General features: G+C 69.5%; 18 protein-coding genes. 10 read left to right on the top strand and 8 right to left on the bottom strand.

All coding sequences use genetic code 11. The features are described from left to right. Positions 1-47 precede the first annotated feature (47 nt). From dsrO to FHW79_RS11420, 3 genes are read left to right on the top strand one after another with little or no spacing between them, the layout of a single operon-like run. Positions 48-800, top strand: coding sequence for a sulfate reduction electron transfer complex DsrMKJOP subunit DsrO (gene dsrO, locus FHW79_RS11430; RefSeq protein ID WP_183179027.1), 753 nt, complete (start codon positions 48-50; stop codon positions 798-800). Then, positions 800-1,933, top strand: coding sequence for an NrfD/PsrC family molybdoenzyme membrane anchor subunit (gene nrfD, locus FHW79_RS11425; RefSeq protein ID WP_183179026.1), 1,134 nt, complete (start codon positions 800-802; stop codon positions 1,931-1,933). The genes dsrO and nrfD overlap by 1 nt, the downstream gene beginning before the upstream one ends. Positions 1,934-1,947: 14 nt before the next feature. Next, positions 1,948-5,052 carry a molybdopterin dinucleotide binding domain-containing protein gene (locus FHW79_RS11420; RefSeq protein ID WP_183179025.1) on the top strand — a complete coding sequence of 1,035 codons (3,105 nt, stop codon included), beginning with the start codon at positions 1,948-1,950 and terminating at the stop codon, positions 5,050-5,052. Positions 5,053-5,116: 64 nt separating this feature from the next. Here the strand turns inward: FHW79_RS11420 and FHW79_RS11415 are convergent, their stop codons facing one another. The 5 genes from FHW79_RS11415 to FHW79_RS11395 all read right to left on the bottom strand — a co-directional run bounded on the left by FHW79_RS11415 (position 5,117) and on the right by FHW79_RS11395 (position 9,890). Beyond that, positions 5,117-6,313 (bottom strand): AAA family ATPase, encoded by a 1,197-nt coding sequence (locus tag FHW79_RS11415; RefSeq protein WP_183179024.1) that lies wholly within the window; start codon positions 6,311-6,313, stop codon positions 5,117-5,119. A 64-nt stretch (positions 6,314-6,377) separates the two neighbouring features. After that, positions 6,378-7,571, bottom strand: coding sequence for an MFS transporter (locus FHW79_RS11410; RefSeq protein WP_183179023.1), 1,194 nt, complete (start codon positions 7,569-7,571; stop codon positions 6,378-6,380). A 13-nt stretch (positions 7,572-7,584) separates the two neighbouring features. Further along, positions 7,585-8,394, bottom strand: a complete 810-nt coding sequence (locus FHW79_RS11405) for an amino acid ABC transporter ATP-binding protein (protein WP_183179022.1) — start codon at positions 8,392-8,394, stop codon at positions 7,585-7,587. 4 nt (positions 8,395-8,398) lie between these two features. Further along, complete coding sequence (locus tag FHW79_RS11400) at positions 8,399-9,061, bottom strand: amino acid ABC transporter permease (RefSeq protein WP_035679436.1); 663 nt, start codon at positions 9,059-9,061, stop codon at positions 8,399-8,401. A 31-nt stretch (positions 9,062-9,092) separates the two neighbouring features. Continuing rightward, positions 9,093-9,890, bottom strand: coding sequence for a glutamine ABC transporter substrate-binding protein (locus tag FHW79_RS11395; protein ID WP_183179021.1), 798 nt, complete (start codon positions 9,888-9,890; stop codon positions 9,093-9,095). A 288-nt stretch (positions 9,891-10,178) separates the two neighbouring features. Between FHW79_RS11395 and hutG the strand changes: the two genes are divergently transcribed. The 4 genes from hutG (at position 10,179) to FHW79_RS11375 (ending at position 14,049) form a co-directional block, all read left to right on the top strand. Beyond that, a complete protein-coding gene (hutG, locus tag FHW79_RS11390) occupies positions 10,179-10,991 on the top strand; it encodes an N-formylglutamate deformylase (RefSeq protein ID WP_183179020.1) in 813 nt (270 codons plus the stop codon). Then, positions 10,988-12,415, top strand: coding sequence for a formimidoylglutamate deiminase (locus FHW79_RS11385; protein WP_348984114.1), 1,428 nt, complete (start codon positions 10,988-10,990; stop codon positions 12,413-12,415). The genes hutG and FHW79_RS11385 overlap by 4 nt, the downstream gene beginning before the upstream one ends. Beyond that, positions 12,412-13,200, top strand: coding sequence for an IclR family transcriptional regulator (locus FHW79_RS11380; RefSeq protein ID WP_183179019.1), 789 nt, complete (start codon positions 12,412-12,414; stop codon positions 13,198-13,200). The genes FHW79_RS11385 and FHW79_RS11380 overlap by 4 nt, the downstream gene beginning before the upstream one ends. Positions 13,201-13,440: 240 nt before the next feature. Next, positions 13,441-14,049, top strand: coding sequence for an MliC family protein (locus tag FHW79_RS11375; RefSeq protein WP_211108222.1), 609 nt, complete (start codon positions 13,441-13,443; stop codon positions 14,047-14,049). 18 nt (positions 14,050-14,067) lie between these two features. Here the strand turns inward: FHW79_RS11375 and FHW79_RS11370 are convergent, their stop codons facing one another. Both FHW79_RS11370 and FHW79_RS11365 read right to left on the bottom strand, forming a co-directional pair. After that, on the bottom strand, positions 14,068-14,643 hold the full coding sequence (locus FHW79_RS11370; protein ID WP_247884306.1) for a HutD family protein: 576 nt from the start codon (positions 14,641-14,643) through the stop codon (positions 14,068-14,070). 89 nt (positions 14,644-14,732) lie between these two features. Further along, positions 14,733-16,772: a M3 family metallopeptidase gene (locus tag FHW79_RS11365; protein WP_183179018.1), complete on the bottom strand. Its 2,040-nt coding sequence runs from the start codon at positions 16,770-16,772 to the stop codon at positions 14,733-14,735. 754 nt (positions 16,773-17,526) lie between these two features. Here FHW79_RS11365 and proV point away from each other — a divergent pair. The 3 genes from proV to FHW79_RS11350 are packed head-to-tail and all read left to right on the top strand — an operon-like array spanning position 17,527 to position 20,602. Further along, a complete protein-coding gene (proV, locus tag FHW79_RS11360) occupies positions 17,527-18,723 on the top strand; it encodes a glycine betaine/L-proline ABC transporter ATP-binding protein ProV (protein ID WP_183179017.1) in 1,197 nt (398 codons plus the stop codon). Between the two features lie 2 nt (positions 18,724-18,725). Further along, positions 18,726-19,664, top strand: a complete 939-nt coding sequence (locus FHW79_RS11355; RefSeq protein WP_183179016.1) for a proline/glycine betaine ABC transporter permease — start codon at positions 18,726-18,728, stop codon at positions 19,662-19,664. A 41-nt stretch (positions 19,665-19,705) separates the two neighbouring features. After that, positions 19,706-20,602: a glycine betaine ABC transporter substrate-binding protein gene (locus tag FHW79_RS11350; RefSeq protein ID WP_247884305.1), complete on the top strand. Its 897-nt coding sequence runs from the start codon at positions 19,706-19,708 to the stop codon at positions 20,600-20,602. Between the two features lie 25 nt (positions 20,603-20,627). On the opposite strand, the gene FHW79_RS11345 is transcribed toward FHW79_RS11350, so the two are convergent. Then, positions 20,628-23,960, bottom strand: coding sequence for a PAS domain S-box protein (locus tag FHW79_RS11345; RefSeq protein ID WP_183179015.1), 3,333 nt, complete (start codon positions 23,958-23,960; stop codon positions 20,628-20,630).

Raw genomic sequence — 23,960 nt, 5'->3', positions numbered from 1 at the left:
GCCGCGGTTCGTCGCGGCCGAAGGAATCAGGTGCGAAGAGGCCAGCCATGGACCGATCAAGGCGCAACTTCTGCCTCGGCGCCGGCGCCGCGACCATCGGTGCGGCGGCGGGTACGGCGATGCCCGCCTCCGCCGCCCCCGGCGGTGCGGCGCTCCGCCGGGACGGCGATCCGGCGCACCGCTGGGCGATGGTGGTTGACGTGGGCAAATGCGTGGGCTGCCAAGCCTGTACGGTCGCCTGCATCATGGAAAACGATGTCCCGGAAAACAGCTTCCGCACCATCGTCTCCACCTACGAGGTGACGGAGCAGGGCAAGGCCGGCAGCTACATGCTGCCGCGCCTGTGCAACCATTGCGAGGACCCGCCCTGCATCCCCGTCTGTCCGACCGGCGCGACCTTCCAGCGCCGGGACGGCATCGTGGTCGTGGACAACACCGTCTGCGTCGGCTGCGCCTATTGCGTCCAGGCCTGCCCCTACGACGCGCGCTTCATCAACCACGAGACCCAGACCGCCGACAAATGCACCTTCTGCGTCCACCGCGTGGAGGCCGGGCTGCTGCCCGCCTGCGTGGAGACCTGCGTCGGCGGCGCCCGCATCTTCGGTGACCTGAACGATCCGGACAGCGCCGTCGCCACCCTGGTCCGCGACGAGAACCCCAAGGTGCTGAAGCCGGAGCAGGGGACCCAGCCGCGCGTCTTCTACCTCGGCCTCGATCCCCGCTTCCAAGGGAAAGTCGACGGCACGCCAACGCTCTGGCGGCCCAGCAATCAAGCCCACGCCGAGAAGGAGCACGCGTGATGGACAACCACATCGTCGAGGTCATCAACGTGACCCGCGAGGTCGCGTGGCTTCCCTGGGCCGTCCAGTATTTCTTCCTGATCGGCCTGTCGGTCGGCGGCCTGCTGCTGAGCCTGCCCGGCTACGCCTTCGCCCGCGAGGACTGGCGCGCGCTCGGGCGCACCGCCCTGCTGGTGGCGCTGACCTGCGGGCTGGCCGCCCCGGTGGCGCTGCTGTCGGACCTGCATCAGCCGGGCCGCTTCTGGCACTTCTACGTCGTGCTGCGCCCGACGTCGTGGATGTGGTGGGGGTCGATCTTCATCCCTCTCTACATCACCGGCCTGCTGGTCTACGGCTGGGCCTGCTTCCGCGAGGAGTTGCAGGCGCATGGCCGGGTGGACAGCCGCCTCGCCGCGCTCTACCGGCTGGCGTCGCTGGGCGGCGGGCGCAACGACGCGCTCATCCGCGCCGCCGGCCTGTTCGCCCTGGCCGGCGCGCTCCTCGTCGCCCTCTACACCGGGGCGGAGGTCGCGGTGGTCAAGGCGCGCCCGCTGTGGCACACGCTCTTCCTGCCCGTGCAGTTCCTGATGACCGCGCTGGCCGGCGCCGCCGGGCTGGTGCTGGTGCTGAACCGCTTCGCCGCCGGCAACGACCGCGCGGTGGAGGTGCGGGCGAACCGGCTGCTCGCCGGCTTCCTGGGCGGCGTCATGCTGGTCGGCGGGCTGTGGCTGGCGCTCGGCCTGTTCGGGCTGGACGCCACCCACGCCGAGGCGCTGGGCAGCGTCGCCGGGTCTGAGGCGTGGCGCGTCACCGCCGTCTGGGCCGTCGCCGCCACCGCGCTGCCCTTCGCCATCGCCGTCGCCAAGCCCGCCGGGACGGGGCTGCTGACCGGGCTGATCGCCCTGCACGGCGCCTGGATGTTCCGCTGGACCGTGTTCATCGGCGGCCAGACCGTGCCGAAGACCGGCGCCGGCTTCTACGACTACGCGCTGCCCGCCGGTCCTGAGGGGCTGCTGGGGATCGTCGGAACGGCGGGACTCTGGCTGTTCCTGTTGATCGCCCTCACCGCCATCCTGCCTTCCCCGCGCCGCCCGGCGCCCGCTCCGGCCCGCGCCGCCCAGGCGCCCGCCGGAACCGTGGCCGCCGCCGAGTGAACGGAGCACCCATCATGTCGATTTCCCGTCGCCTTCTCCTGAAGACCAGCGCCGCGGGCGGCGCGCTCGCCGCCTTCGCGGGCGGCTTCTCCGACACCGGGCGCAAGCTCGTGAAGGGCGCGTGGGCCGGGGACAAGCCCGACCACGCCATCTCCGGCAACGCCCCGGCCCCGGAATTCCGCGTCGATCCGGCGACCGGCGACCTCACCCCGACGTCGGGCCAGATCGTCGCCAACGTCGCCTGCCTCGGCTGCACCACGCTGTGCGGCGTCCGCGTCCGGGTGGATGTGGAGAAGAACACGGTGCTGCGCGTCGCCGGCAACCCCTACAGCCCGCTGTCCACCGATCCCTTCCTGCCCTACGGCACACCGATCAAGGAAAGCTTCAAATCGCTGTCGCGGCTGGACGAGAAGGGGCTGAAGGGCCGCTCGACCGCCTGCGGCCGGGGCAACGCGGCGCTGGAGATGCTGACCTCGCCCTTCCGCGTCGCCACCCCGATGAAGCGCGTCGGCCCGCGCGGCTCCGGCCGCTGGGAACCCATCGCCTTCGACCGGCTGGTCGAGGAGATCGCGGAGGGCGGCGACCTGTTCGGCGAAGGCCCGGTGCCCGGCCTGCGCGCCCTGCGCGACCTGAAGACGCCCATCGACCCCGCCGCCCCCGAGCTGGGGCCGAAGGTCAATCAGGTGGCCCTGCTGTCCTCGGTCAACGACGGGCGGGAGCCCTTCGTGCGGCGCTTCTTCAACCAGGCGCTGGGGACGATCAACTTCGTCGGCCACGGCTCCTACTGCGGCGGCGCCTACCGGTCCGGGTCGGGGGCGGTGTTCGGCGACGCCAAGAAGATGCCGCACGCCAAGCCGGACCTGCAGAACGCCGAGTTCGTGCTGTTCATCGGCACCGCCCCGTCGAACGCCGGCAACCCGTTCAAGCGGCAGGCCATGCTGCTCGCCAAGGGGCGGACGGACGGCGTCCTGAACTACGTCGTCGTCGATCCCGTGCTGACCAACGCCGACAACCGCGCGGCGGCGGAGCGGTCCAACTGGATTCCCATCCGGCCCGGCACCGACGGCGCCCTGGTCATGGGCATGATGCGCTGGATGTTCGAGAATGGCCGCATCGACGCCAACTACCTGTCCCAGCCCAACGGCAAGGCGGCGGAGGCGGCGGGGGAGGCCGGCTGGTGCAACGCCACCCATCTTGTGATCCAGCAGGCGGGCCACCCGCGCGACGGGCGGATGCTGCGCGCCTCCGACCTCGGCTGGGTGACGCTGGACGAGACGGAGCGCTACGGCGCCAAGGACGCCTTCGTCGTGCTCGACCCCGCCGGCACGCCGGTCGCCCACGACGCCCTGACGGGACCGGCCATGCTGTTCCACGGCGGGACGGTGGCGACCCCGGCGGGCGAGGTGGCAGCGAAGACTAGCCTGACCCTGCTGCGCGAGCAGGCGATGAAGCTCGACCTCGCCGGCTACGCCGACGCCTGCGGCATCCCCGCCGACGTGATCGCCGGTCTGGCGCGCGAGTTTACAAGCCACGGCAAGAAGGCCGCCGCCAACACCCACGGCGGCATGATGGCCGGCAACGGCTTCTACAACGCCTTCGGCGTGGTCACGCTGAACACGCTGATCGGGAACCTCAACTGGAAGGGCGGCACCATCTTCGGCGGCGGGCGCTTCCCGGACGAGCAGGACGGCCCGCGCTACAAGCTGGCGAGCTTCCCCGGACAGGTGAAGCCCTCCGGCACGGCCATCAGCCGCCCTGTCCCCTATGAGAAATCCAGCGAGTTCAAGGCAAAGAAGGAGGCGGGCAAACCCTATCCGGCCAAGGCGCCCTGGTACCCCAACGCCCCGCAGCTCACCACCGAGTATCTGACCAGCGGCGTGGTGGACGGCTACCCCTACCCGCTGAAGGCCCTGTTCCTGTGGAACAGCAACCCGGTCTACGGCATCCCCGGCGTCCGCGCCCAGGTGGAGGCGAAGCTGCGCGACCCGAAGGCGCTGCCGCTGATCGTCGCCATCGACCCCTTCATCAACGAATCCACGGCCTTCGCCGACTACATCATCCCGGACACCGTGCTCTACGAGACCTGGGGCTGGGCGTCCCCCTGGGCAGGGGTGCCAACCAAGACCTCGACGGCGCGCTGGCCGGTGGTGACTCCGCGCACCGAACCGCTGCCGGACGGCCGGCACGTCCAGATGGAGACCTTCCTGATCGCCCTCGCGAAGCGGCTGGGCCTGCCCGGCTTCGGCCCGGACGCCATCGCCGACATGGACGGGAACACCCACCCGCTGGAACGGCCGGAGGACTGGTACCTGCGCGGCGGCGCCAACATCGCGTGGCTGGGCAAGCAGCCGGTGCCCGACGCCACGGACGAGGACATCGCCCTGTCCGGCGTCGCCCGCGTCCTGCCGGCGCTCCAGTCGGTGCTGAAGGAGGAGGAGTGGCGCAAGGTCGCCTTCATCCTGGCGCGCGGCGGGCGCTACCAGAACCAGGCGGAGGGGTTCGAGGGCGACAGGGCCACCCACCGCTTCAAGGACGGGCTGCTGGTCTACAACGAGGCCGTCGGCGCGGCCAAGAGCAGCGTCACCGGCAAGCGCTGGACCGGCACCGCCGCCTGGACGCCGCCGGCCTTCGCCGACGGCACGCCGATGCGGCAGGTCCACAGGGCGGAGGACTGGCCCTTCCAGCTCATCAGCTCGAAATCGGTGCTGGTCAGCGCCTACACCATCGCGGCCGGCCGGCTGCGCCACCTGCACCCGGAGAACCCGGTGGGCATCAACGCGGAGGACGCGCGGCGGCTGGGCATCGCCACCGGCGACCGCATCCGCATCGCCACGCCGGGCGGGTCGGAGCTGGCGACCGCCATCGTCCGGCACGGCGTGATGCCCGGCGTGCTCGCCGTCGAGCACGGCTTCGGCCACAAGGAGTTCGGCGCCCGCCCGCACGTCATCGGCGGCCACAGCCAGCCGGTGGTGCCGGAGATCGGGGCGGGGGTGAACATCAACGACCTGGGCCTGCACGACCCGACCCGTCCGGGCGCCTCGGTCTGGGTCGATCCCATCGCCGGAACGGCGGTGCGCCAGGGCCTTCCCGCCAAGATTGAGCGGGTGGCCGCGGCGTGAGCCGGAGGGCTCCAGCGCCTCCAGAATCCCCTCTCCCCTCCGGGGAGAGGGTTATTTTACACCATCACGCGTCGAGTTCCGGCATCCGCCAGTTCCCGCCCAGATCGGCGTTGCGCAGCAGCAGGAACAGCTCGTCCTGCGAGCGGGTGACGGCGGTGTAGAGCCAGCGCCACTTGTGCTCGCGGAAGGCGGCGGAGTCGTCGAGCACGGTGACCGAAGGAAACTCCGACCCCTGGGCAGAATGGCAGGTGATCATCCAGGCCCAATCGAACTGCTGCACGTCACGCTCCACCCGCGGGGCCTTGGTCTCGCCGCTGTAGTGGGCCTGGAACATCCAGGGATGGACCATCAGCTTGCTGCGGGGCTTCACCTCGTCCTCCATATGGACACCGAGCGACCACAGCCCGTCCTGGCGGCCCCGCCCCTCGGCCGCCGGGCGGGTCAGCGTGCCGATCATGCCGTTGAACAGACCCTCCTCGCGGTCGTTGCGGCGGCAGATCACCCGCTCGCCCGCCTGCGGCATCACCGTGTCGAAGCCGTGGCGGGTGCGGATGCGCCGGGTGAAGTCGGTGCGCACGCGGTGGGTGCCGCAGATGGTCTGGGTGTCCACCCGCAGGGCCAGCGGCTCGGTCACCCGGTTCAGCGGCAGGACATGGGCGTTCCCGGCGGTGCCGAAGCGGCGTGGCAGCTCTTGCCGGCGCAGCAGGTGGGCGAGCCGGATCACCGGGCTCTCCCGCGCCGTGCGGTGCGGCTCGACCAGCCGGAAATCCGGCTCGCCCTTGGTCAGCGTGCCCTGGCCGGTCACCGGGGGGAGCTGATAGTCGTCGGCGATCATCAGGATCTTCTTGCCGGAGCGCAGCAGGTCGCCCGCCACGTCGTCCCCGACCATCGAGCCCTCGTCGCAGACGATCAGGTCGGCCTCGGCGAACTTGCCCTCCGACTTGCGGGCGAAGAACAGCTCGCCGGTGTCGTCGTCCTGCCGCGGCGCGTAGATCAACGAATGCAGCGTCGCCGCCCGGTCGATGCCCTTGCGGCGCAGCACCTGTGCTGCCTTGCCGGTGGGCGCGCCGACCACGAAATTTTCCAGGCTGCGGCGGTCCTGGAGATGGTCCAGCGCGAAGACGGTGGTCTTGGTCTTGCCGGTCCCGGCCTCGCCGGCCAGCCAGAACATCTGGGGGGCCGCGGGGTCGGCGTACCAGGCGTCGATGGCCTGGATCGCCCGGAACTGCTCGTCGGTCGGGGTGTCGGTGGTGCTGGGCATGGAGCGCGTGGAGGGGGCTGCTGGGCGGGACACAGTAGCCCGCCCGGCCGCCCGCGGCCAAGCCTTACGGCTCCGAACGAAAAGGCCCGCTGATGAGGCGCCGCAGCCCGGCGAACAGGGTCAGCAGGCCCGATACCACCCCGACATAGACGAACAGCGCGTCATGCCCGAACCACTCCATGGCGGCCGTCGCCAGCAATGGTCCGAGGGCCGCGCCCAACGCCCAGGCGAGCAGCAGCGCGCTCGCCAGAGGCACCGTCTCCTCCACCGTCACATGGTCGTTGGCGTGGGCCACGCAGATCGCGTAGAGCGACAGGGCGGCGCTGCCCCACAGGGTGAACAGGCCGAGCAGGACGGTCTGCGGCGCCGCCCCGCCCGGCGGGTTGGCAAAGGCGGCGATCAGGAAAGCGGCGATCGTCGCCACGGCGGACACCGCGAAGATCACCAGACGCCGGTCGTGCCGGTCGGAGAAGCGGCCGATCGGCCATTGCAGCACAACGCTGCCGACCTGGATGCCCGACATGATCAGCGCGATCCCAGCGGCGGGCAGGGCCAGCCCGGCCAGCCAGGCCGGACCGATGCCGGTGACCGCAGTGTTGCACAGCCCCACCATCAGGCAGCCGGCGAAGGCCACCGGCGCCCGCCGCACATACTGCCAGGGCGATGGTGCCGGTCCCTTCGGCGCGGCGTTGGCCGGCGGGCGGACCGCCGCCACCGGTACCAGCGACAGGCCGTAGCAGCCCGCCGCCAGCACAGTCAGCCACAGGGCCGACAGGTCCGGACTGGCGAGCAGCATCTGGCCGCCGATCACCGCCACCTTGCAGGCGATCATGTAGAGGGAGAAGACGCTCCCCCGCGATCCCGGCGGGGACAGGGCGGCCAAGCCGCTTTCCGCGACGGTGAGCATCCCGACATAGGATACTCCCATCAGCAGCCGCAGCCCCACCCAGGCCTGCGCGTCGGGCAGCAGGTTCAGCAGCAGCGTGGCGGCGGCGGCGAGCAGCCCGAAGGCGGCGAAGGACCACACCCCGCCCACCCGGCGGATCATCCAGGGGGCCGCCCAGCAGCCCAGCACGAAGCCGACCGAATAGGCCGACGCCACCGCCCCGACGACCAGCGGCGGGGCCGCCGCCTCGGCGAGGCGGAGCGGCAGCAGGATTTGCAGGATGCCATTGGCGACCTGGATGACGCAGACGCCGAGGATCAGCGCGGCCAGCACCATGAGCGGCGAGGCGGGCGCCCGATGGGTGTGGGGCAAGATGGGCGGGGCGTCAGTGGTTGCCGGGCAGGGCGTCCAGCGGGTCGTCGGCCGCCGGCTGCGGGCGGGCGCCGGCGAGATGGCCGTCCACCAGCGCGCGCAGGAAGCCGCGGGTGCGCTCCTGGGTCGGGTTGGTGAAGATCTGCTCAGGCGAGCCAGACTCGACGATGCGCCCGTCGGCCATGACGACCACGGTGTCGGCGACCTCGCGGGCGAAACCCATTTCGTGGGTCACCACCATCATGGTCATGCCCTCCTCGGCCAGCGTCTTCATGACCTGGAGCACCTCGCCGACCAGTTCGGGGTCGAGGGCGGAGGTCGGCTCGTCGAACAGCATCACCTTGGGCTTCATGGCGAGCGCGCGGGCGATGGCCGCGCGCTGCTTCTGCCCGCCCGACAGGGTGGACGGATACATGTCGGCCTTGTCGTCCAGCCCCACCTTGCGCAGCAGCCCCATGGCCAGCTCCCGCGCCTCGGCCTTGGCCATGCCGCGCACCACGACGGGGGCGCGCATGACGTTCTCCACCGTGGTCATGTGCGGGAACAGGTTGAAGGACTGGAAGACCATGCCGGTCTCGGCGCGCAGCGCGTTCAGCTCCTTGTCGGGGAGCGGCTTGCCGTCGGCGATGATGGTGCGGTGGTTGATGCGGATCTCGCCGCGGTCGGCGGTCTCCAGGCAGTTGCAGCAGCGCAGCAGCGTGCTCTTGCCCGAACCGGACGGGCCGATGACCACGGTGGTGCGCGACGGCTGAACGGTCAGGCTGACGTCCTTCAGCACCTCGGTGCTGCCGAAGCTCTTGTAGACGTTGCGGATCTCGATCACCGGCTTACCCTCTTTCCACGGTCATGCGCTTTTCGATCTGGCGCAGAATCCAGGTGGCCGCGTTGGTCAGCACGAAATAGATCAGCGCCACCGCGATGTAGACCTCCAGCGCGCGGAAGCTGGTGGAGATGATGCGCTGCCCCTCGCGCATCACGTCGTCGATGGTCAGCAGCGACACCAGCGCCGAGTTCTTGATCAGCGCGATCGTCTCGTTGCCCAGCGGCGGCAGCATGCGGCGGAAAGCCTGCGGCAGCACCACCTCCCACATCGCCTCGCGGTAGGACATGCCGAGCGAGCGGGCGGCCTCCATCTGGCCGCGGTCGATCGACTGGATGGCGCCGCGCACCACCTCCGACACGTAGGAGCCGCTGTAGATGCCGAGCCCGATCACGCCGCACAGCCACGCCGGCAGCAGGATGCCGAATTGCGGCAGGCCGAAGAACAGCAGGAAGAGCTGCACCAGCAGCGGCGTGCCGCGGATGAAGGCGACATAGGCCGACGCGATGCCGTACAGCACGCGCCGCGCCGGGTTGAGCCGGATGATGCCGACGAGCAGGCCAAGCACGGCGCTGAGCAGGAAGGCTGCCGCGGTCACCTCGATGGTGACCACGGTGCCCTTCAGCAGCTCCGGCAACCCTCCCCAGACGGGGGCGAAGTCGAGCGTCACGGGAGGGGTCCTCCGTTCACAAAAGAATCGATCACTTCTTGGCTTCGAACCACTTGTCGATGAGCTTCTGGTAGGTGCCGTCGGCCTTCAGCTTGGTGATGGCGGCGTTCACCTTGGTCACCAGCTCGGTGTTCTCCTTGCGCATGGCGAAGCCGTAATCCTCGGTGGTGAGCTGGTCGTCCAGCACCTTCACGGTCGGGTGCGTCTGGGCGTAGAGCTTGGCGGCGGGCTTGCCGGTCACCGCCACGTCGGTGCGGCCGGTCTCGACCTGACCGAACATCTCGGCGTTGGTCTCGACCTCGACGATCTTCGTCTTCGGGAAATGCTCCTTCAGATGGACGACCGACTTGGTGCCGATCTGCACGGCGGCAGTCTTGCCCTCGAGGTCGGCCGGACCCTTCACGGCGGTGTTGTTCGCCTTGACCATGATGACGAGGCCGCCCGGATAGTAGGTGTCGGAGAAGGCGACGACCTTGCGGCGCTCCTCGGTGATGTACATGGCCGAGGCGATCATGTCGAAGCGGTTGGCCATCAGGCCGGGGATCAGGCCCTTGAAGTCGATGTCCACCCACTCGACGCCCTTGGTGGCGCCCAGCTCCTTTGCGATGGCCTCGACCAGCTCGATGTCGAAGCCGGTCTTCTTGCCGTCCTGCGAGAATTCGAAGGGCGCGAAGGTGGCGTCCACGCCGACGCGGAAGGTGCCGTTCTGCTTGATCGAGGCGATCACCGCGTCCTGGGCGCGCGCCGGGGCGGACCCGGCGCCGACCACCGTGACGACCGCGGCGGCGGCGAAGGAGGCGGCGGCGAGAAACTTACCGAAGGACTTCATGGCTTGGAATTTCCCTGTTCGTTGCGCCGGCGTCGCCGGGTCCGAAGGCCGGGGAAAGCCCCCTTGCGCAGCGACCGGCTTGGCAGCGCCGTGTTTTGCCTATAAAACATATGTTGCCCAGGGAAAACAGCCGCGTCAACGCCGTTTGTCATACTGGAGCATGACGGACGCCTTATGGCAACGCCGGTGTTGCGGTTGTGTACCGCGATCGCCGCGGCGGCCATGGGCGCCACAACAGGGATGCCGAAAGTTTTGCTGACAAAACAGATGTCGCAGGGGAGAGAAGGTATGGAGGTCTTCGGGTTTCGCGCCGCGCGCCGTCCGGTGCTGGTCAGCCTGCCCCATGTCGGCACGGCGCTGCCGGACGGATTCATCGGCCGGCTGGTGCCGGAGGCGCAGGGCTTGCCCGACACGGACTGGCACCTGCCGCGTCTCTACGACTTCCTGGAGGATCTCGGAGTCGGGGTGATCCAGGCGCGCTTCTCGCGCTACGTCGTCGATCTGAACCGCCCCAGCAACGACACGCCGCTCTACAGCGGCGCCACCACGGGCCTGTGCCCGACCACCCTGTTCGACGGGGCGCCGCTGTACCGGCCGGACGCAGAGCCGGACGCGGCGGAGGTGGCGGAGCGGGTCACCCGCTACTGGGCGCCCTACCACGACGCCATCACCGCGGAGATGACCCGGCTGCGCGACCAGTTCGGGCGGGCGGTGCTGTTCGACGCCCACTCCATCCGCTCCGTCGTGCCGCGGCTGTTCGAGGGGCGGCTGCCCGACCTGAACATCGGCACCAACGACGGGCGCAGCGCCGACCCCACGCTGAGCGACCGGCTGGTCGCGGTCGGCGCGGACGCCGGGGCCGACGGCTTCACCCATGTCCTCAACGGGCGCTTCAAGGGCGGCCACATCACCCGCCATTTCGGGCGCCCGGCCGAGGGCTGGCACGCCGTGCAGCTCGAGATGGCCCAGGTGACCTACATGGAGGAGGAGGCGCCCTTCGCCTTCGACGAGGCGCGCGCCGCGCGGATTCGTCCGCATCTGCGGCGCTTCATCGGAGCGATGGCCGACTGGGCGGCCGATTGGGCGGAGGACCGGGCGTGACGGAGGCGGCGATGGACGGCATGAGCGGACTGTTCTGCGGGCGGGCGCTGCTGCCCGAGGGCTGGGCCTCGAACGTGGCGCTGCGCTTCGACGCGCGGGGCACGCTGACGACGGTCGAGCGGGACGCGTCCGCCCAGGGCCTGCCCCAGGCAGCCGGGCCGGTGATCCCTGGCATGCCCAACCTGCACAGCCACGCCTTCCAGCGCGCCATGGCCGGTCTGACCGAGCATGCCGGCCCGTCGGAGGACAGCTTCTGGACGTGGCGCGAGGCCATGTACGGCTTCGTCCGCCGTATGACGCCCGAGGCGGCGGAGGCGGTCGCGGCGCTGCTCTACATGGAGATGGCGAAGCAGGGCTACACGGCGGTGGCGGAGTTCCACTACCTGCACCACGACGCCGACGGGCGCCCCTACGCCGACCGGGCGGAGATGTCGCGCCGCATCCTGGCCGCAGCGGACACGGCGGGGATCGGGCTGACCCATCTGCCGGTGCTCTACGCCCACAGCGGCTTCGGCGGCAAGCCGCCGTCCGATGGGCAGAAGCGCTTCATCAACGACGTGGACGGGCTGCTGTCCATCGTCTCCGCCATGCAAAAGGCGATGGGGCAAAAGGCGCTGGGCGCGGAGCGGGCGGGCCGCCGCGTGGGCCTCGCCCTGCATTCGCTGCGCGCGGTGACGCCGGAGGAAATGCGCGACGCGCTGGCCGGACTCGACGCGCTCGACCCCGGTGCGCCCATCCACATCCACATCGCCGAGCAGACGGCGGAGGTGGACGACTGCGTCGCCTGGAGCGGCAAGCGCCCGGTGGAATGGCTGCTGGAGAACGCTCCGGTCGGGCCGCGCTGGTGCCTCGTCCACGCCACGCACCTGACCCCGGCGGAGGTGGACGGGCTGGCGGCGAGCGGCGCGGTGGCCGGCCTCTGCCCGACAACCGAGGCCAATCTGGGCGACGGGCTGTTCCCGGCCATCCCCTTCCTGGCGCAGGGCGGGCGGTTCGGCGTCGGTTCGGACAGCCACATCAGCGTCTCCGCGGCGGAGGAGCTGCGTGTCCTGGAATACGGCCAGCGGCTGGTGCAGCGGCGGCGCAACGTGCTGCGCATCGGAGACGGCCCATCCATCGGCGGCGGCCTCTACCGGGCGGCGGTGGCCGGCGGCGCGCAGGCGCTGGGCCAGCCGGTGGCCGGCGGCGGGATTCAGGTGGGCCAGCCCGCCGACCTCGTCGTGCTTGACGCCGACAACCCGAAACTGCTTTCTCGGACCGACGACAGCCTCCTGGACGCCTATGTCTTCGCCAGCGACGGGCACGCCGTGCGCGACGTGGTCGCGGCGGGGCGGACCGTGGTGCGCGAGGGCCGCCATGTCCGGGAGGATGCCATCCGGGCCGCCTACCGGCGCGCCATCGAGGGGTTGCGCCGGGACACATGAGCGAGACCGATCCGAACACCTACATCGCCCCGGCGCTGCAGCGCGGGCTGGCCATTCTGGAGCTGTTCACGCCGCAGCGCCGGACCCTGTCCCTGACCGACATCGCCAAGGCGCTGGGGATCGGGCGGGCCTCGGCCTACCGGCTGGTCTTCACGCTGGAGCATCTCGGCTACATCGGGCGGGTGGGGGACGGCAAGTCCTACCGCCTGGCGCCGCGGTCGATGCAGCTCGGCTACCATTACCTGTCGGGGCTGGACGGGATCGAGGTGGCGATCCCCTACATCGACGGGCTGCGCGACAGCACGCAGATCTCCGCCCACATGGCGGTGCGCGACGGGACGGAGATCGTCTACGTCTACCGCGCGCACTCGCACATGACGCTGTCGAGCAACATCGCGGTCGGCTACCGCCTGCCGGCCCACGCCACCGCGATGGGGCGGATGCTGCTGAGCGGCCTCAGTGACGAGGCCATCGCGCAGCTCTACACCGGCGTGCGGCTGGACCGCTACAGCGACACCACGGCGGTCACCCTGACCTCGCTGATCCAGGAGGTGGCGGAGGACCGCAAGCGCGGGTGGACGATGAACCGCTCCTCCTTCGTGTCGGGGATCGTCGCCATCGCGGCGGCCATTCGCGACCACCGAAGGGAGGTCATCGCCGCCATCAACCTCTCCGGCCCCAGCGCCGTGATGGACCAGCCCGCCACGCTCGACCATCTGCGGACCAAGGTGGTGGAGACGGCGGACGCGATCTCGCACCAGCTCGGCTATCTGCCGCGCGATTGAGCAGTGGGCACGGCGAAGCGGTCGCCCCCAAATCCCTCTCCCGCCCCGGGAGAGGGTGGCCCGGAGGGCCGGGTGAGGGTTGCGCGAGGATCAGGGCGCCTGCCCGTTGCTGAACCCTCACCCTTCCCACGCTTCGCGTGGGCCCCTTCCCTCTCCCGGGGCGGGAGAGGGGATGTCTTTTCCCGGGACCCGGAACACGGCATGCTGACCATGCCCTGAGAAACGGACGGGAGAGGCCCCATGCGTGCATGTCGCGACGCCCTGTTGATCGTCTTTATGGCGGTGGCATGGGGCAGCACCGCCCTCGCCGCAGAAACCGCCGGCCCCTCCTTCTCCTGCGCCACGGTGGAGGCGGGCAGCATCGAGCAGATGGTCTGCACCGACGCCGCTCTGTCGGCGCTCGACCGCAAGCTGGCTGAGGTCTACGGCGAAGCCACGGGCAAGGCGGCGAACGAGCGTCCGTCGGTGCTGAAGGCGGAACAGCGCGGCTGGATCAAGGGCCGGAACGACTGCTGGAAGGCCGGCGACCGCCGCGCCTGCGTCGAGGAGCACTACCGCCTGCGCATCGCCGAGCTTCAGGCCAAGTACCGGCTGGTGCCCTCGATCGGCCCGGTCCGCTTCGCCTGCGACGGCCAAGCGGCCAACGAGCTGACCACCACCTTCTTCGAAACCGACCCGCCGACGATGATCGCCGAGCGCGGCGACGAGGTGTCGTTGATGGTCGGACAGCCGGCGGCGTCCGGCGCCCGCTACCAGGGCCGCAACGAGAGCTTCTGGGAGCATCAGGGCGAAGCGCGGGTGACCTGGGGCTACGGCGTTCCGGAGATGACCTGCCGGAAGGCGCCGTAACCCCTCGTCCGGACAGATTTACCCGCGCGCCGCGACGCGGGCGAGGACGGCGCAGGCCCCCGGCCCGGTTTCCAGCGTGGCGGCGGTGTCGTCCAGACGGGCGGTCCAGCCCGGCGACACCCGCGCCACGCTGTCCCCGGTGCGCAGGATCACCTCGCCGGCCAGCGCGTGGACCAACGCCACGCCGCCGGCCGGAATGTCCGCGGCCTTGTCGGCCGGCAGGATGTCGAGCCGCGCGTCGGCCCGCTCGCGGTCGAAGATCAGGTTGAAGTCGCGGATCGGCCCGTCCAGCAGGGCGCAATCCACCACGGCGTCGCCGGAGAAGCGGAAGGGGTCGGCGCGGCTGGTCACGGTCGCCGGGACGCCGTCCACGGTCAGCCGCATGCCGGCACCCTCGACCACGGCGATCAGCCGCTCGCAGCCGGTAAAAGCGGAGAAGGGGCCAGCCTGCGCCACGTCGGCGATGCTGACCCGCCAGAGGAAGCGGCCGGCGGTGCCGGGCAGTTCCTGGAGGGCGATCTCGGTGGTGGTCCCGCCGCCGTTCTTCCAGGGCATGCGGCGGTAGCGGGCGGGGTCGAGAAGAGAAACAGCCATCAGAATCCTCACGGGGCGGGGGAGGGCGTCCGGCCCATCCCCCGTCCCTTGTCCTCGTGATCGTTTGTACGGCGCCGATGGACGGCGCGTCAGGCGTCCCCGAGCGATTGGGTCAGGCCCCGGTGCTTGAGAAGCGCCTCGATGCGCGGCTCGCGTCCGCGGAAGGCGGTGTAGAGCTCCATCGGGTCGCGGGTGTCGCCCGACGAATAGATCGTCTTCAGCTTCGCCGCAAGGTCGGGATCGAAGGGGTTTCCCGCCTCAAGGAACGCCTCGAAGCCGTCGGCGTCGAGCACCTCGGCCCACAGATAGGCGTAATAGCTTGCGGCGTAGCCGCTGCCGGCGAACAGGTGCTGGAAATGGGTCGGGCGGTGGCGCACGGCGATTTCCGCCGGCATGCCGATCTTGTCCAGCACCGACCGCTCGAAGGCGGCGACATCCGTGTCGGCGGCGTCGCTGCGGGTGTGGAACTCCAGATCGAGCAGCGCCGCCGCGGTGTACTCCACCGTGCCGAAACCCTGGTTGAAGTTGCGGGCGGCGAGCAGGCGGCGCAGCAGGTCCTGCGGGATCGGCTCCCCGGTCTGGTGGTGCCGGGCGTAGGTCGACAGCGTTTCCGGAACCGCCAGCCAGTGCTCGTAGATCTGCGAGGGCAGCTCCACGAAGTCACGGCGCACCGAGGTGCCGGACTGGCTCGGGTAGCGGACGTCGCTGAGGCAGCCGTGCAGGAAATGGCCGAATTCGTGGAACAGCGTCTCGGCGTCGTCGAAGCTGAGGAGCGTCGGCTCGCCCTTCGAGAAGTTGTTGTTGTTGACGATGATCGGCGACACCGCCCCGTCGAAATTCTCCTGGTCGCGGTAGCTGCTCATCCAGGCGCCGGAGCGCTTGGACGACCGGGCGAAGTTGTCGTGCAGGAAGATGCCGACATGCCGCCCGTCCTTTTCCGTCACCTCGTAGACGCGGACGTCCGGGTGGTAGACCGGCAGGTCGGGGCGCTCGGTGAAGGTCAGCCCGAACAGGCGCCCCGCGGTGTCGAAGGCCGCGCGCACCATGTTCTCCAGCACGAAGTAGGGCTTCACCTCCGCTTCGTCGATATCGTACTTGGCCTGCCGCACTTTCTCCGCGTAGTAGCGCCAGTCCCAGGGGGCGATCGGCTCGTTCATGCCCTCCGCCCGGGCGCAGTCCTGAAGCTCCGCGCGCTCGGCGGCGGCCTTCTCCTTGGCCGGACCCCAGACCTGCAGCAGCAGCCGTTCGACGGCGGAGGTGTCCTTCGCCATGCTGTCGTCCAGCTTGAAATCGGCGTAGCTGGCGTAGCCCATCAGCTTGGCCTGCTCGGTGCGCAGCGCGACGATCTCCCGGATCAGCGGGCGGTTGTCGTGCTCGCCCTCATGCTCGCCGCGGCGGATCCAGGCTTCGTAGGCCACCTGACGCAGGTCGCGGCGGGCCGAGAAGGTCAGGAACGGCTCCACCGAGGAGCGGGCCAGCGTGATGACGTACTTGCCCTCCTGCCCGCGCTCCTTGGCGGCCTGGGCGGCGGCGTTGTGCGCGAAGTCGGGCAGGCCGGCGAGGTCGCTCTCCTCCAGGACGAGCTGCCAGTCCTTCTCGTCGTGCAGCACGTTCTGGCCGAACAGCGTGTGCAGGGTCGCCAGCCGCTCGGTGATCGCGGTCATCCGCGCCTTGGCGTCCGGCGGCAGCAGCGCGCCGCTGCGCACGAAACCCAGATGCTGGCGCTCCAGCAGGCGCAACTGGTCGGGGGCGAGGTCCAGCGTGCCGCGCCGCTCGTAGAGGTCGGCGACGCGGGCGAACAGCGCCGGGTCCAGCGCGATGCGCATGGAATGTTGGGCGAATTTCGGCGCGTAGTCGCGGGCGATGGTCTCCAGCGCGTCGGTGGTGTTGCTGGAGTTCAAATTCCAGAACACGCCGCCGACCCGGTTCAGGAAGCGCCCGCTGCGCTCCATCGCTTCGATGGTGTTGGCGAAGGTCGGGGCGTCGGGGTTTCCGGTGATCGCCGCGATCTCCGCGATGTTCTCCGCCATGCCATGGTCGAAGGCGGGCGGAAAATGCTCGGCCTGGATGCGGTCGAAGGGCGGCAGGCCGAAGGGCGTGGTCCAGGTTTCGAAGAACGGGTTGCTCATCAAGGCCCCTTGCTGACCGGAAACGGAAGACATGCCGAACATGGTGCCGCAACCGGCCCTCCGCCACAACACGCCGGTCGCTGCGGGGCGCTTTTGGAAATCCCTCTCCCGCCCCGGGAGAGGGAAGGGGCCCGCGCGAAGCGTGGGAAGGGTGAGGGTGCCGCCAACGATCGGCGCTTGATCCTCGGACAACCCTCACCCGCCCGCTTGCGCGGGCACCCTCTCCCGGGGCGGGAGAGGGACAAAGCCAAAAAATTAGGATAATAAGCCTTTAAATTCACGCTTGAACGACATTGATCCGGTGCCACATCCAACCGAGACACAAAAAGGCTTCAAATCTCCCCTAAAGTTTGTTAGCCTCTTGTTAGTGGCGACCAGGAATTGCTCTCTTGAACGCGCTTCAGGAGCGCCATTCCCTGTGCGCATTTCCCTATAACCCCAGTCTGTTTCAGAGGTGACATCGGTATGCATGCATAGATAAATCTGTTTTCTTGTTCATATGGCCTTCGATTTCATGAGTCTTCGCTGTTTTTGCGTTTTCTCATGTAACTTTACTTTCCCTGTGGTTGGCGGGAGGCAGTCGCAACGCGGCTGTCAAAATTGCTGGCGTGCGGACGAAAGTCCTTGCCTTGCGTGCCTCTCCACCCCGGCGCGCCCCTGCTTCCCCCTGCTTCCAATGAAGGCTGCAAGACGGACCGGTCCCGTTCGGGCTCCGGAACCACACGCATTTTGCCAAGAGCGGAGGCATCAGCGGATGACCGCGAAAATCGCCGTAAACGGCGTCACCCGGATTTTCGGGCGCCACCCACGTCAGGCGCTCGACCTGCTGAAGGCGGGTCTTTCCAAAGAAGAGATCTTCAAACGCACCGGCCAGACCGTCGGCGTCCTCGACGCCAGTTTCGAGGTCGAGGCTGGTGAAATCTTCGTCATCATGGGCCTGTCGGGCTCCGGCAAATCGACGCTGGTCCGGATGCTCAACCGGCTGATCGACCCGACCGCGGGCGAGATCCGGATCGACGGCCGGGACATCACCAAGCTGTCGCGCGCCGAGCTGACCGAGCTGCGGCGGCGCGACCTGGGCATGGTGTTCCAGTCCTTCGCCCTGCTTCCGCACCTACGGGTGTGGGAGAACGCCGCCTTCGGGCTGGAGATCGCCGGGGAAAGCCTGAAGGCGCGTCGCGACAAGGCACAGCAGGCGCTGGACGCGGTCGGCCTCGGCGCTTACGCGGAGAGCTTCCCGCGGGAGCTGTCGGGCGGCATGCAGCAGCGCGTCGGGCTGGCCCGCGCGCTCGCCAACGAGCCTTCCGTCCTGCTGATGGACGAGGCCTTCTCGGCCCTCGACCCGCTGATCCGGACGGAGATGCAGGACGAACTGCTGCGCCTTCAGGCCGAACGGCAGCGCACCATCGTCTTCATCAGCCACGACCTGGACGAGGCGATCCGCATCGGCGACCGGCTGGCGATCATGGAAGGCGGCCGGATCATCCAGGTCGGGCGCCCGGACGAGATCCTGAAGCAGCCGGCCAACGACTACGTCCGCTCCTTCTTCCGCAACATCGACGTCACCAAGATCCTGACGGCGGGCGACATCGCCCGGCGCGATCAGGTGACGCTGATCCGCCACACCGGCGAAGGCCCGCGCGCCGCCGTCCGCCAGCTGCGCGAGCGCGACCGCGAGTTCGGTTATGTCCAGGACGGCCGCCGCCGTTTCCACGGCGTGGTGTCGGTGGAGACGCTGGTCACCGCCATCGAGCGGCATAACGGCTCCGCCACGCTGGACGAGGCGCTGCTGCCGGGCATCGAGCCGGTGCCCGTCGACCTGCCGATGGACGAGGTGCTGCCGCGCATCGCGTCGGCCCCGTGCCCGCTGCCGGTGGTGGATGGGCAGGGCGCCTATGTCGGGGCGATCTCCAAGACCGCCTATCTGGAAACCCTTGGACGGACGCGCTGACCATGGAGTTCAAGCTTCCCATCGGCGATTGGGCCGACGCCGCCGTGATGTTCCTCCTGGACCACGCGCAATGGCTGTTCGACGGCATCGACCTCGTGGTCGGCGCGGTCGCCGACGGCGTCCAGTCCGCCCTGACCGCGCTGCCCGGCGTGGCGCTGGCCGCCATCGTGGTGCTGATCGGGCTGTGGCGGAACGGCTGGCGCTTCGCGCTGTTCGCCGCGGCCGCGCTGTTCGTCGTCGCCGGGCTGGGCATGTGGCATCAGACGGTGGACACGCTGGCGCTCGTGCTGACGGCGACCGCCATCGCCCTGACCATCGGCGTTCCGCTGGGCATCGTCGCCGCGCGCAACGACCGGGTGGAAACGGTGGTGCGCCCCGCGCTCGACCTGATGCAGACCATGCCGGCCTTCGTCTACCTGATCCCGGCGGCCATGCTGTTCGGGCTGGGCCGCGTGCCGGGGATCATCGCGACGATCATCTTCGCCATGCCGCCGGTCGTCCGCCTGACCAGCCTGGGCATCCGGCAGGTCCCGCACGAGCTGGTCGAGGCCGGTCTCGCCTTCGGCTGCACGCCGCGCCAGCTCCTCTTCAAGGTGCAGATGCCGACCGCGCTGCCGTCGATCATGGCGGGCATCAACCAGACCATCATGCTGTCGCTGTCGATGGTCGTCATCGCCTCGATGATCGGGGCGGGCGGCGTCGGCAACGAGGTGCTGCGCGGCATCCAGCGGCTGGACATCGGCCTCGGCGTCGAGGGCGGGCTGGCCGTGGTGATCCTGGCGATCCTGCTCGACCGCATCACCCAGAGTTTCGGAACCCCGGACGCGGGGGGACGCTCCCCCCGGTCCGCCTTGCGCTCCCTGCTGAGCCGCCGCCGCGCGGCGCAGCCGAAGGACGACGCGCACCTGTCTCCCACGCACGGAGTCACGGAAGCGGGATGAACCGCCATCCCCAAAACCATACAAAACAAAGGATTTTCTGCATGAGACGCACGTTTCTGAAGATGATGGCCCTCGGCGTCGCCGCCGTGATCGGCAGCACCGCCCTGTCCTCCGCCGGTTTTGCCGCGGAGGACAAAAAGCCGGTCCGCATCGGCTGGACCGCCTGGTCCGACGCCGAGGCGGTGACCAAGCTCGCCCAGCGCCTCATCCAGGAACGGCTGGATCAGCCGGTCGAGCTGGTGCTTGCCGACATCGGCCTGCAGTATCAGGGGCTCGCCAAGGGCGACCTCGACTTCATGATGATGTCCTGGCTGCCGACCACCCACGCCTCCTACCTGGACAAGGTGGGCAAGGACATCGTGCCGCTGGGCATGCTCTACACCCGCGCCCGCCTGGGCTGGGCCGTGCCGGACTATGTGCCGGAGGATCAGGTGAAGACCATCGCCGACCTCGCCAAGCCGGAGATCCGCGAGAAGCTGAAGGGCAAGATCCAGGGCATCGACCCCGGTTCGGGCCTGATGCAGGCGTCGGAGAAGGCGCTGAAGGACTACGGCCTCAACGACTACGAGCTGGTCTCGGCCAGCGGTGCGGCGATGACCGCCGCGCTCGGCCGCGCCGAGCGGCGCGAGGACTGGATCGCCGTCACCGCCTGGAGCCCGCACTGGATGTTCGCCAAGTGGAAGCTGCGCTACCTGGAGGACCCGAAGGGCTCTCTGGGCGGACTGGAGCGCGTCCACGTTATGGCCCGCAAGAACTTCTACCAGGAACACCCCAAGGTCGCCGAGTTCCTGACGCGGATGTACCTGCCGCTGGAGGATCTGGAGAAGATCATGCTGGAGGCCGACGCCAGCTCCTATGACAAGGCGATCGACAATTACATCGCCAGCAACAAGCAGCGGGTGGACTATTGGGTGACCGGCGAGATGCCGGCCTCCTAACAGGCCCAGGTCCCTCGTCCGAGCCTCACAACGGCTCGGACGAGGGTTCGAACAAGGGCTCGGACAGGGCGTTGACGCTGTCCTTCAGCACGCCCTCCAAGCTGCCGGCCAGGGCCAGGGCCTCGTTCGGCGGGGCCTTCTCCAGCGCCAGCGCGAGGTCGCCCAGCCGCTTCGCCCCCACGTTCCAGGACAGCCCCTTCAGCGTGTGGGCGGCGCGGCGGTGCTCCTCGCCGCTGGTCAGGGCGGCGCTGATCCGCGCCACCTGCTCCCGTGCGGTGTGCGCGAAGCCCTGCACGGCCTCGGACCAGTTCTCAGGTCCGAGGGCCTCGGCCACGCTGTCCACCTGTTCGGGGTCCAGCAACTCCGCCAGCGGAGCGGTTTCTGGAAACGTTTCGGCAACCGCCCTGGAAACGGCGCCGCCGACGACCCCGCGGATCGCCGCGTCGAGCGCCGCCGGGCGCAGCGGCTTCGGCACGAACCCGTTCATGCCCGCCACCATGCATTCCGGAAGAGAACTGCCCGAGGCGTGGGCGGTCAGCGCGATCACCGGCACTCCGTTGCGCGGCACCGGCAAGGCGCGGATCAGGCGGGTGGCGGTCAGCCCGTCCATGCCGGGCATCTGGATGTCCATCAGCACCACGTCGAAGGGCTCCTCCGCCCGCTCCACGGTCCGCACCGCCTCGTCCCCGTCCACGGCGGTGACCACGCTGTGCCCGCCGCGCACCAGCAGGCCGCGCACGATGTCCCGGTTCACCGCATTGTCGTCCACCGCCAATATCCGCAAGGGGGGCAGGGGGGCAGCCGGCGGGGTTTCCACGGCGTGGTGCAGCGCCGCCGGATCGCCCGGCGCGCAGGCGACCGAGAACCGGAACAGGCTTCCCTTGCCCGGCGCGCTGGTGACGGAAATCGTTCCGCCGAGCAACCCGCACAATTCCTTGCAGATCGCCAGCCCCAGACCGGTGCCGCCATAGCGGCGGGTGATCGAGCTGTCGGCCTGGGTGAAGCGGTCGAACAGCGACGGGATGGACTCCGCGGCGATGCCGATCCCGCTGTCCTCCACCTCGAACTCCAGGAGGAAACGCCCGTCCGGCAGGTCGGCGCCGCGCCGCGCGCGCACCGCCACATGGCCCGTGCCGGTGAACTTCACCGCGTTGCCGACCAGATTGAACAGGATCTGCCGCAGGCGTGCCGGGTCGGTGACCACCGCCTCCGGCACGGTGGGCAGCATGCGGCAGGACAGGGACAGCCCCTTGTCCGCCGCCGAGGGCTGGAACACCGCCATCACCGCCTCCGCAAGGTCGGCGGGGGCGCAGGTCTCCTCCTCGATGGCGATGCGCCCGGCTTCCAGCTTGGAGAAGTCCAGGATGTCGTCCAGAAGCCGCAGCAGGCTTTCCGCCGAGCGGCGGGCGACGCCGGCCAGACGCCGCTCCTCGGCATCCAGCCCCTCGCCGTCCAGCAGGGTCAGCGTGCCCAGAACGCCGTTCATCGGCGTGCGTATCTCGTGGCTGATGGTCGCCAGGAACTCGCTCTTCATCCGGTTGGCGTGCTCGGCGCTGTCCCGGGCACGGCGCAGGTCGGCCTCGATCTGCTTGGCCTTGGACAGGTCGTGGAAGACGCCGATGAAATGTTCCCGCTCCCCAGCCCGCCAGCTGGACAGGGCGATCTCGGTGGGCACCTGCGTGCCGTCGGCGCGCCGGACCGGCACCTCGCGGACCATGCCGCTCGGGCTGCCGCGGCCGCTCGACAGGTAATCGCGGAACAGGCGGTCATGGGCGCCGGCGTGCGCCTCCGGCATGAGGGCGCTGACGTTCCGCCCGATCATCTCCGCCTCGCGATAACCGAACAGGGCCTCAGCCGCCGGGTTGAAGCCGGTGATCACGGCGTTCTGGTCGGTGACGACGATGGGCTGGCCGACCGCGGCGAACATGGCGCGGTAGCGCCGCTCGCTGTCGGCCAGCGACCGCTCCGCCCGGCGCCGCTCCGTCACGTCGGAGCCGGAGCCCCGGTAACCGGCGAAGGCGCCCTGATCGTCGAAGACCGGCTTGCCGCTGAGCGACCAGATGCGGGTGTCGCCGTCCGGTCCACGGACCGCGAACTCGAAATCACGGAAGGGTTGCCGGTCCTCCAGGATGCGGCGCTGCTCCTCCCAATAGGCGCCGTCGCCGGCCTCGTGCAGGACGATGTCCTCGCAGCGCCGGCCCCTGTACAGATCCGGATCGCTGATCGATCCGGCATAGGCTCCGGATACGCCGGCGAAACAGAGGTCGGCGTCCATTTCCCAGAACCAGTCGGACGCCGTTTCCGCGATGTCGCGCAGCTTCGTCTTGCTGGCGCGCAGATGCCGCGCCGCCTCGTCCAGCGTGGCGTGCGCGCGTTCCTGGGCACGGCTCTGCAACGTCACCAGCGTGGCCAGGACGAACAGCAGGGCGGTGGTCAGGCCCGCTCCAACGGAGTAGGCCCGCTGTCGCGCCCAGGTTTCGGCCATGAACTCCGCCTCGCCGAAGCCCGCGCTGACGATCAGCGGGTAATTCTGGAGGCTCCGGAAGCTGGTCAGGCGGACCACCCCGTCGATTGGACTGACCGAGCGCAGGAAGCCTTGTGTTTTTTCCTGCGCCTCCTGCAGGATCGGCGATTTGCCGAGGTCCAGTCCGATGATGCGGTCGTCCATGACGCTGCGCGCGCGCAGGATGCCGTCGCGGCCGATGATGGATATGACGCCGTCATGGCCGACATCCAGATTGTCGAAGGTCCGCCCGAAGTAGAAGGGGTCGAGCGAGGCGACGATCATCCCGCCGAATCCGCCGTCCGGGGCGGTGACCTTGCGGCTGAGCTGGATCGACCATTTGCCCGACGCCCGCCCGAAGACCGGACGGCTGATGAACAGCCCTTGGACCGTGCCCTCCTTGTGCACGCGGAAATGTTCGCGGTCGGCCAGATTCACCCGGGCCGGGGCGTTGTCCACGCTGGTCTGGATCAGGTCGCCCTTGCCGTCCGCGTAGGCGAGCTGGAGCAGCAGATCCGAATCCAGCGTCGCGTTCCGCATGACGTCGCGCAGCAGCGGGCTCTGGCTGCCCAGCCGGTACAGGTCATAGCCGATGAAGGACAGGATGCGGTCGGCCCCGGCGATGGCCCGGGTGGTCTGTTCCGCGATGATGTGCGCGAGGTTGCCGGTGTCGCGCTCGGCCCGCTGGAGCGCGTCGCGCTGGTCGCGCTCCGTCAGGTAGAAAGCCGCGGTCCAGGCCGCCGCGGTCAGCAGCAGCGTGGCCATCCACACCCCGGAGACCAGCGCCCGGGACCGGAACGCGTAGGCCCGGTGGCCGTGCTCGGGCAGGGAAAGGGAAGCGGGGGTGTCCGGCAT

Source organism: Azospirillum sp. OGB3, assembly GCF_014192915.1.
Taxonomy (GTDB): Bacteria; Pseudomonadota; Alphaproteobacteria; order Azospirillales; family Azospirillaceae; genus Azospirillum.
Note: the sequence above shows the minus strand (reverse complement) of the source record. Positions and strands in the feature narration are given on the sequence as shown.